Genomic DNA, 9,753 nt, shown 5'->3' with positions numbered 1-9,753 from the left:
AAGTGAAAGAGGCAAATTACACTGAGCCTGAACAATTTATTGTCAGGCTAGCGTCTTTAGGCGCAGTTTGGCAACAGGGGGTTATACCCCAAGTGCAAACCACCCGTTGGACGGGTGGTTATGATTTTTAGGGGCAAACGTGGGGATGTCGAATTTTGCGAAAAAAAGTATTGTATTTTTATGCGTATTTTCGTATATTTTACTTAATTAATGTTAATTAAATCGGAGCTGAGGTAATCCATGACCAGAAATAAGTTGAAGGAAGCCGCGATGCGTTTGTTCGGGGAAAAAGGGTACGACGGCACGGCACTATCCGAAATCGCCAAGGAAGTCGGCGTGAAAACTCCGGCGATTTACGCCTTTTACGAGAACAAGGAAGATTTGTTCATGACGGTCTTTCGCGAGGCGATGGATGCATACAATTCGTACGTCCAGGAGTTGTCCGAAGGGCGGGAGAAATTAGGGGTGCGGGAAAGCTTGTACGGGATTTTAAACAGGCAATACGAATTTTACCGGGAGTGTCCCGAGGCAAGCAAAATCGTGCTGCGGTACATGGTGTTCCCGCCTTCGTTTCTGAAAGATACGATCGAGGAGGCTTTTCTTCATTCGGACCAATTGCTGACGAAGCTCGTCGGCGCATGGATGGTTCGGGGAATGGAAGAGGGCGTCATTCGCGAGCAGAAGGTGCAGCCGCTGGTAGATTCTTTTTTGAACGTGATGGACGGATTAAGCATTCAATATTTCTATTACTCCTCCAAGGAAGTTTATGAACGCAAGCTGAACCATGTCTTTGAAACGTTTTGGAACGGCGTGCGCTCGTAGGCGATGGACAAACCTCAACCAGAATTTACACGACAAGGGGATGGGTACATTGAGTGAAGCGAGTCAAGTGAAAAGCAATGAAGCAAGCGCGCAGGATTTTGAAAGGGAGCCCGTTCCCGCGCATATGCGCAAAAAATGGTTGTCCATGTCGCTGGTATGGATCGCGATCGGGATCGACTTGTCGGCGATGTTTTTGGGAGCCGAGCTCGGCAATGGCATGAATCTGTCCGATTCGCTGACGGCGACGGTGATCGGTTCCGTCATTCTCGGCTTGATCGGCGCTTTGTGCGCTTTTGTCGGGGCGAAGACGGGATTGTCCACGGCGATGATCAGCCGGTTTTTGTTCGGCAACGTCGGGGCGCGGATCGTGTCGATCGTGCTGGGGATTTTTTCGCTCGGCTGGTTTGGCGTCCAGGTCGGTTTTTTTGCTTCGAACATGCATACGGCCTTCGATAAGCTTGTGGGGGTGGACCTGCCTTTGGGGCTGCTTTCTTTTATCGGCGGGCTGCTGATGATGTCGACCGCGATTTGGGGGTACCGCTCCATCGAAAGATTAAGCGTATGGTCGGTGCCGCTGCTCGTTATTTTTATCGGGATCGCCGTGTTCACGGCGTTTAAAACGAAAGGCACCGCGGCCATCTGGGAGCCGATCAGCGCCTCGCCGATTCCGATGGGAACCGCGATTTCGCTCGTCATCGGGATTTTTATCGTCGGCACCGTGCTTTCGCCGGACATCGGGCGCTGGGCCCGTACGCCGATGCATGCGGTGACCGCGGCTTTTATCGGCTTTTTCGTCGGGAACAGCTTTATGACGGTCATCGCGATCTTTTTGTCCCGGCTGATGGACACGGACGATTTGACGAATATTTTCATTGCGCTGGGACTGGGCCTTCCTGCCATTATCGTCTTGACGCTGGCGCAGTGGACGACGAATACGAACAATTTGTATTCCGCTTCCCTCGGCTTTTCCGTGGTCTTTCAGCGGGTGCCGAAAAAGCTGATCACCATCATCGCCGGCATTCTGGCCACGCTGCTTGCGGTGTTCGGCATCTATGATAAGTTTTTGTCTTTCCTGAACGTCATTACGAGCTTCGTGTCGCCGATCGGCGGCCTGTATACCGCAGAGTATCTGCTTGTGAACCGTGCGAAGTTTACGTTCGAAGGCATTGACCGCAACAAAAACTGGATCATCCGTTCGTTGATCGTCTGGGTGGTTGCAACGCTGTTTGCGTACATGACGACACCGGCCCCGGACGGCTTCGGGTTGTTCCAACTGACGCGCGTTCCGGCGCTGGACGCCTTCATATTCGCGTTTATCGTCCAGTGGATCGTCGGAAAACTGCTGAGCAAAAAAGAAGAACAGAAAGGATAACATCATGGCTAACAACAATACGGATCAGAATAAATTGACGGCATTGGACGAACAGGCCGTGCAATACATCGCCGTCGGCGCGGCGGTGCTTGGCACGGGCGGGGGCGGGGATCCCCATATCGGGAAATTGATGGCGTTGGAAACCATCCGCAAATACGGCCCGGTTCGATTGGTTAGACCCGAAGAACTGGAAGACGATAGTCTCGTTGTCCCGCTTTCGATGATTGGGGCGCCGACCGTCATGAACGAAAAAATTCCTTCCATCGAGCAGATGACGCAGCCTTTGGATTTGATCGAAAAGGAGCTTGGCCGCAAAGTGAGCGCCGTTATGCCGATCGAGGTCGGAGGCGGCAATTCGCTGGTGCCGGTCATCGCGGCAGCGGAACGAGGCATTCCGATTCTGGATGCCGATGCGATGGGACGCGCTTTCCCGGAATCGCAGATGGTGACGTTTTACCTTGACGGCATCGACTGCAGCCCGATCACGATGGCCGATGAACGGGGCAACGGCGTGCTTATGCATGCGATCGACGGCGTTTGGGAGGAACGGATGGCGCGCGCGCTGACGATCCAGATGGGCGGTTCGGCTTCGATCTGCGATTATCCCGTGTCGGGGGCGCAGGTCAAAAAAAGCGCCGTGCCGCACACGCTGACGCTGGCCTATGAAATCGGGAAAACGCTGTTTGAATCCAAAGAGCAGAAGCAAAACCCGATCGAAGCTTTGCTGAAGCAGCTTCACGGTTACGCCTTGTTCAACGGCAAAGCCGTGGACATCCGGCGCCGGACCGAAGGCGGTTTTACGCGGGGCGAAGCGGTGTTTGAAGGCACCGATGCCGAAAAGGGACGCACGATGCGCCTCTATTTCCAGAACGAATTCCTTCTGGCGACGGAGGACGGGCGTTCCTTGGCCGTGACGCCGGATCTGATTTCGCTACTCGACCAGGACACCGGTATGCCGATCACGACCGAAAACCTGAAATACGGAGCGAGGGTGACGGCGGTCGGCTTCCCTTGCGACCCGAGATGGCGGACGCCGAAGGGGCTTGAGACGGTCGGGCCGAAATATTTCGGCTACGATATTCCCTATGTTCCGATCGAAGAGCTGGCAGCCGGAAAAGGAGGAAATCTGTAATGCCTTGGACGATGATGAACAACGAAGAAACATACCGCATCGGGATCGACGTCGGCGGGACGAATACGGACGCCGCGCTGCTCGATTCGAAGCTTGACACGATTCATACGGTCAAGGTTCACACGACGCGCGACGTCAACGAAGGCATCGTCGAGTCGATCCGCCGCCTGCTCGCGGAGAGCGGCGTGAATCCGGCCCGGGTGCAGTACGCCATGCTGGGTACGACCCATTGCACCAACGCCATCGTCGAGCGGAAGCATCTGGGCAAAGTCGGCCTGATCCGGATCGGCGCGCCGGCAACGACGTCCGTGCCTCCGCTGGCGGATTGGGACGATACGCTGAAGGCCGCGGTGGGCCCGCATGCCTATGTTGCACGGGGCGGGTACGAATATGACGGGCGCACGATCGTCGAACTCGACGAAGCCGAGATCAAGGATTACCTGGCCCGCATGAAAGGCGAAGTGGAAGCCGTCGCCGTCTGCGGCGTATTTTCTCCGGTCAACGCGTCGCAGGAGAAGAGGGTCGCGGAGCTTGCGAAAGAGATCCTCGGCGAAGGCATGCCGGTGACGCTTTCGCATGAAATCGGCAGCATCGGCATTTTGGAACGCGAAAACGCGTCGCTGCTGAACGGGGCGCTGCTGAACGTGATCGCGGGCGTCGTGCGCGGCTTCGAGCAGGCGCTGCAAAGCTTCGGGATCGACGCCGGCGTTTATATTTGCCAAAACGACGGGACGCTTATGCGCAGCGAATACGCGCTCCGTTACCCGATCCTGACGATTGCCTGCGGGCCGACGAACTCGATCCGCGGCGCGGCGCACCTGTCCGGGCTGAACAACGCGCTTGTCGTCGACATCGGCGGCACGACGACGGATATCGGCGTGCTGGCCCAAGGATTCCCGCGGCAATCGTCGGCCGCGGTCGAAATCGGCGGCGTGCGCACGAACTTCCGCATGCCGGACATTTTGTCGATCGGCATCGGCGGCGGCACGATCGTACGGGCCGGCGGCGAGGGCGAAACCGTTACGGTCGGGCCGGACAGCGTCGGGTACGAGCTTTTGAAACGCGGCCGCATTTTTGGCGGCGATACGCTGACGGCAACCGACGTGGCCGTGAAGCTCGGCCGTTACGAGTGGGACGGCGCGCGGACGGAGGGGCTCGACGCTTCGGTTTGCCGCCAAGCGGATGAGATCATCACGCGCGACATCGAAGACGCGATCGACCGCATGAAAACGAGCGCGGAGGACGTGGACGTCATTCTCGTCGGGGGCGGAAGCATCCTTGTCCCGGACAAGCTCCAAGGCGTCGCCCGGATCGTCAGACCGGACCATTACGATGCGGCGAACGCGATCGGCGCGGCGCTCGGCGAGGTCAGCGGGGAGACGGAACGCATTTACTCGCTCGATGAAATGACCTACGAAGAGGCGATGGCGGATGCCAAAAACCATGCCGTCGAGCAGGCGGTGCTTGCCGGAGCCGACCGGGCGACGGTGCAAATCGTGCTTTCGGAGGACATTCCGCTCGCGTATATGCCGGGCAATGCATTGCTCGTGAAAGTGAAGGCGGCAGGACGTTTATAAACGTCCCGTAAACGATTGAGATTAGGAGGCTTCTTCCTTTGTCGGACAGACAGGGGAGGGAGCCTTTTTTGGCTTCGGAAACACCCGGAATTTGGCAGCCGGAAACTCGAATTCCGCCCGGTTTTTCCAGCGGATGCATGCCGGGTTCGGCCTGAGAAATGTTAGCCTGTTTTCCATCGATCCCTCCCGTATATCCCCCCCGCAGAGACATATACTTTGTAAGAAGGATTTTGAAAGGAGTGAACTCCATGGAACTGTTCAGCATTGCAGCCCGAACCTCCGATCCGCAGGAAGAGGAGTGCTACATCAGCATCATTACGAAAGCGAACCAGGCTTTACATAAAAAGTACAAAACGCTCAGCATCAGCTGTTCGGTCCATGAGGGGATGACCTTCTGGCGCTGCCGCGAGGACGATCCGCGTTTTATCAAAGGCAACGTGCTGCAGCAGATTTACGGGACCGCGGCCAAAGCGCTTGCCGAGTATATTTTGCAGGAGAAAGAGCGGGAGCTGGCGGAAAAAATATTGAACGAGGAGTTCGACTTTCCCGAACCGGAAGAGCATGAGCAAATCCTGAAACACTGCCGCATGATCCTGGAGAAAAATCCCGAGTTCGGCGCATCGTGGAACCGCCGTTCGGCGATGCTGGAGCAGGGCATCCAACAATGCCTGAGCGAAAGGCCGCTGCTGCACGTGGACGGGTTCCTGACCTTTCGCGCCCAAAGCTACATGAAGGAACTGAAGGAAATCGTGGAATACGCGGTGGACGAATTTATTATGGACCGTCAGTACGAGGAATTCGTAGGCATGCTGAAATATTTCGTGTACTTCCAGCAGCCGCAGGTCCCGTTGGTTCATCTGATCCATAAAGGCGGCCAGGACGTGCTGCTTTTGGATGAGAATCTGAAGCCGCTGGATTACCGCTATGACGAAGGCGTCGTCGTGGAACGGCTGGATCAGAAGGACCTGCAGATGGAAGACGCGGTCGTGACGACGCTGATCTCCGTGTCCCCGGCCAAAATCGTCATTCATACCCGGGAGCCGCATATGGCGGTGATCCGGACCTTGACGCAAATATTCGAAGACCGGGTGGAAATATGCAGATATTGCCCCGATTGCCACGGGTATTTCCGCGAGACGGGCAAGATCTGACTTGACTGTCAAAAGCTTGGGACTTATAATAACACACATAATTCGATAAAAGCTTCGACAAAGACATGGACCTAAGAAACGGGCGTTGCAGAGAGAGGAACCGGCGGCTGAAAATTCCTCACGCATCCGGCTTATGCGTCTACCCCTTTGTAGCTGCGGCCAGGAACGTTTTCCCCTAAGCGGGCAAGCAAGTAATGGGCGCCGGGTCATTCCGTTATCAGATGCTGACGAAGGATAATGTTTCGGCTCCGCATGAGGAAATCCGGATTTTGGGGCGTTATCAAAATTGGGTGGAACCACGGGTACAGACACTCGTCCCTATGTTTTTAGGGATGGGTGTTTTTTTGTATGCTTTTGGTTGAATTTTGAAGGAGGAATGAAAGGTGTCAGTAAGTATCAAACTGCCGGACGGTTCGGTCCGGGAATACGCGGAAGGAAGCACGATCGAGGATGTGGCCGCATCGATCAGCAGCGGTCTGAAGAAAAACGCGGCAGCCGGCAAAATGGACGGGATTGTCGTGGATTTGTCCACCCCGCTCAAAGAGGGCGCAACAATCGAAATCGTGACGCTTGACTCGCCGGAAGGCCTGGAAGTGATGCGTCACAGCACGGCCCACTTGATGGCTCAGGCGACGAAACGCCTGTTTGGCGCCAAAGAGGTAAAACTTGGCGTCGGACCGGTCATCGAAGGCGGATTTTATTACGATATGGATCTCGAGCATCCGCTCAACCCTGAGGATTTGCAAAAAATCGAAAAGGAAATGGAACGCATCGTCGGCGAAAACCTGCCGATCGTACGCAAGGAAGTCAGCCGCCAGGAAGCGCTCGACATGTTCGGCGAACTCGGGGATCCTTACAAGCTGGAGCTGATCAATGCGCTGCCTGAAGACAGCGTCATCTCCATTTACGAGCAGGGCGAGTTTTTTGACCTTTGCCGCGGTCCGCATCTGCCTTCGACGGGCAAAATCAAAGTGTTCAAGCTGATGAACGTGGCCGGTGCATACTGGCGCGGAGACAGCAAAAACAAAATGCTGCAGCGGATTTACGGCACGGCATTCGCGAAAAAAGCCCAGCTGGACGAGCATCTGCACATGCTGGAAGAAGCGAAAAAACGCGACCACCGCAAGCTCGGCAAGGAGCTCGGCATCTTCACCTTCTCCCAACTCGTGGGACAAGGCCTGCCGATGTGGCTGCCTCGCGGCGCCAAACTCCGCCGGACGCTGGAACGTTACATCGTGGATTTGGAAGAAAGCCTGGGCTACCAGCACGTATACACGCCGGTGCTCGGCAACGTCGAGCTGTACAAAACGTCCGGCCACTGGGAGCATTACCAGGAGGACATGTTCCCGAAAATGGAGCTCGATAACGAGGAGCTTGTCCTTCGTCCGATGAACTGCCCTCACCACATGATGGTTTACAAGAGCGAAATGCACAGCTACCGCGACCTGCCGATCCGGATCGCCGAACTGGGCATGCAGCACCGCTACGAAATGTCCGGCGCCCTGACCGGCCTGCACCGCGTGCGCGCCATGACGCTGAACGACTCGCATATTTTCTGCCGTCCGGACCAAATCAAGGAAGAATTCCTGCGCGTCATCCAGCTGATCACGAAGGTGTACGAAGACTTCGGCATCAAGGACTTCCGTTTCCGCCTGTCTTACCGCGATCCGGAAGACACCGAAAAATATTTCCCGAACGACGAAATGTGGGAAATGTCCCAGCGCATGCTGCGCGAGGTCGTCGAGGAAACCGGCATTCCGTTCTTCGAAGCGGAAGGGGAAGCGGCCTTCTACGGACCGAAGCTGGACGTGCAGATCCGCACGGCGCTCGGCAAGGAAGAAACGCTGTCGACCGTACAGCTCGACTTCCTGCTGCCTGAACGCTTCGAGCTGGAATACGTCGGAGATGACGGGCAAAAACACCGTCCGGTCGTCATCCACCGCGGCATTTTGGGCACGATGGAGCGCTTTACGGCCTTCCTGCTCGAAAACTTCGCCGGTTCGCTGCCTTTGTGGCTGTCCCCGGTGCAGGTCAAAGTCATTCCGGTATCGAACGCTTTCGAAGACTATGCGAAGAAAGTCGCCGAACAGCTCCAGCTGAACGGCATCACGGTTGACGCCGACCTTCGCAACGAAAAAATGGGCTACAAAATCCGCGAAGGACAGTTGGAAAAAATCCCTTACATGTTCATCGTCGGCGAAAACGAAATGAACGCAGGGTCCGTCTCCATCCGCAAACGCGGGGAAGGCGACCAGGGCGCGAAGCCGCTTGCCGAAGCGGTGGCGATGCTGAAAGAGCAAATCGCAAACCGCGAGATTTTTTAAATGCAAATGACTCGAAATTGGGCAGGAACGAAAATGAACCGGAAGTAGCGATATATGCTGCGGTCGTCTAAAAGCTTTCCGAAGGAAATGTTGAAGACAACAGCGATCGGAAGAATCCGTAACCGTAGCGGCTGCTCTCGCCTATTGAAAATGCGTTCCCCATTTTGAGCGACATCATCCTCTGCCTTGAACCTCAGGTTCAACATTCATGTATAAACGCCAAATCATCTGGACATCCTCGGAAGTAAAGGGGGAGGATTTTCAATGATGAAGGTAAAAACATGGCAGAGGATTTTGTTTTGCATGCTTTTGGTCGGGTTGTTCGCGGAAACGCCGAGTTTGTATGCGGGGTCGTTTTCGATGATGCCGTCTTACGTCGAGGACAGCAACCCCAATTCGATGATTGCTTCAAAAAACGATTATTATCTGAAACCGTTAAAATATGCTTCGAACCCGGAAATGTTCATGATCGTCGATCTCAATAAGAGCAAAGCTTCGCAATTCGCCGCGAAGTCCCAGAACGAGTTGCCCAAATTTGCCGCAAAGGCATTGCCTGCAATGACGAAACCCGAAACGAAGGTCCCGGCGAAAAAGCAGGGGGCGGTTGCGGTGACGGCTCCTAGGAGAGAGCAGGTGATCCATACCGTCAAAGTCATGGCAACGGGTTATACCGCCGGTTACGAGTCCACGGGCAAACGCCCTTCGCACCCGCAATACGGCATAACCTACTCCGGCGTGAAAGTGCGGAGGGACAAAAACACGATCTCGACGATTGCGGCCGACCCGCGCGTGTTTCCGCTGGGCACCATTTTGTACATTCCCGGTTACGGGTACGCGATCGTCGCCGACGTCGGCTCCGCCATTAAGGGACGGAAAATCGACCTGTATTTCGATACGACGAAGCAGGTTTATAAGGAATGGGGCAAAAAAGAGGTCGAGGTGCAGGTCATCAAACGCGGCAACGGCAAGTGCAACGAAAAAATGCTGAATACGCTGGGCAAAGCGATTCAGACCTATAAGTCGGTTCCTGCTTCATTGCTGGAAGAAGTCATTTAGAGCGACTGCCGCATAATTTTCTTGGCATTTCACATACTACTGACTGGGGAATAACCCCCCGGCAACCGAGGTTTGCCGTTTACGACAAGCTCAGGGAGGTGAAACGGCCATGAAAAAGCAACAACAAGGCAGCTATTTGACTCCGAATGAAAAGTTCAAAACGGAATTTGGCGAAGACACTGCGAACACGCCTACGACGCAAACGACTGGCGCAGCTCGTACAGGTGGTGCTGGCAGCGCAGGCAGCAGCAGCTACAAAACGCCAAACGAGAAGTTTGACGAAGAATTCAAACCGACTGACCAAGCTTAAGGAACATAT

8 protein-coding genes are annotated in these 9,753 nt (G+C 55.2%); all 8 read left to right on the top strand.

Annotation, left to right across the window (positions count from 1 at the left end):
* Positions 1-240: 240 nt before the first annotated feature.
* Positions 241-822, top strand: a complete 582-nt coding sequence (locus KI367_RS14685) for a TetR/AcrR family transcriptional regulator (protein ID WP_212950536.1) — start codon at positions 241-243, stop codon at positions 820-822.
* Positions 823-871: 49 nt separating this feature from the next.
* Positions 872-2,194: a cytosine permease gene (locus KI367_RS14680; protein WP_246536940.1), complete on the top strand. Its 1,323-nt coding sequence runs from the start codon at positions 872-874 to the stop codon at positions 2,192-2,194.
* Positions 2,195-2,198: 4 nt separating this feature from the next.
* A complete protein-coding gene (locus KI367_RS14675) occupies positions 2,199-3,326 on the top strand; it encodes an S-methyl thiohydantoin desulfurase family protein (protein WP_212950535.1) in 1,128 nt (375 codons plus the stop codon).
* Positions 3,326-4,903 carry an ROK family protein gene (locus KI367_RS14670; protein WP_246536938.1) on the top strand — a complete coding sequence of 526 codons (1,578 nt, stop codon included), beginning with the start codon at positions 3,326-3,328 and terminating at the stop codon, positions 4,901-4,903. Before KI367_RS14675 ends, KI367_RS14670 begins: the two co-directional genes overlap by 1 nt.
* Positions 4,904-5,151: 248 nt before the next feature.
* Complete coding sequence (ytxC, locus tag KI367_RS14665; RefSeq protein ID WP_036715313.1) at positions 5,152-6,054, top strand: putative sporulation protein YtxC; 903 nt, start codon at positions 5,152-5,154, stop codon at positions 6,052-6,054.
* A gap of 383 nt (positions 6,055-6,437) precedes the next feature.
* Positions 6,438-8,378: a threonine--tRNA ligase gene (thrS, locus tag KI367_RS14660; RefSeq protein ID WP_212950533.1), complete on the top strand. Its 1,941-nt coding sequence runs from the start codon at positions 6,438-6,440 to the stop codon at positions 8,376-8,378.
* Between the two features lie 459 nt (positions 8,379-8,837).
* On the top strand, positions 8,838-9,434 hold the full coding sequence (locus KI367_RS27180; RefSeq protein WP_281422508.1) for a 3D domain-containing protein: 597 nt from the start codon (positions 8,838-8,840) through the stop codon (positions 9,432-9,434).
* 109 nt (positions 9,435-9,543) lie between these two features.
* A complete protein-coding gene (locus KI367_RS14650) occupies positions 9,544-9,744 on the top strand; it encodes a hypothetical protein (RefSeq protein WP_036715315.1) in 201 nt (66 codons plus the stop codon).
* Positions 9,745-9,753 lie beyond the last annotated feature (9 nt).

The sequence above is a fragment of the Paenibacillus cookii genome (assembly GCF_018333375.1).
Classification (GTDB): Bacteria; Bacillota; Bacilli; order Paenibacillales; family Paenibacillaceae; genus Paenibacillus_AQ; species Paenibacillus_AQ cookii.
The sequence above is the reverse complement of the archived record's forward strand: the minus strand, read 5'-3'. Positions and strand labels throughout refer to the sequence as shown.

What these genes read in the sequence shown, in the direction of transcription:
- KI367_RS14685 (WP_212950536.1), top strand. Translation starts at nt 241, where the DNA reads ATGACCAGAAATAAGTTGAAGGAAGCCGCGATGCGTTTGTTCGGGGAA.
- KI367_RS14675 (WP_212950535.1), top strand. Translation starts at nt 2,199, where the DNA reads ATGGCTAACAACAATACGGATCAGAATAAATTGACGGCATTGGACGAA.
- KI367_RS14670 (WP_246536938.1), top strand. Translation starts at nt 3,326, where the DNA reads ATGCCTTGGACGATGATGAACAACGAAGAAACATACCGCATCGGGATC.
- ytxC (WP_036715313.1), top strand. Translation starts at nt 5,152, where the DNA reads ATGGAACTGTTCAGCATTGCAGCCCGAACCTCCGATCCGCAGGAAGAG.
- KI367_RS27180 (WP_281422508.1), top strand. Translation starts at nt 8,838, where the DNA reads ATGTTCATGATCGTCGATCTCAATAAGAGCAAAGCTTCGCAATTCGCC.
- KI367_RS14650 (WP_036715315.1), top strand. Translation starts at nt 9,544, where the DNA reads ATGAAAAAGCAACAACAAGGCAGCTATTTGACTCCGAATGAAAAGTTC.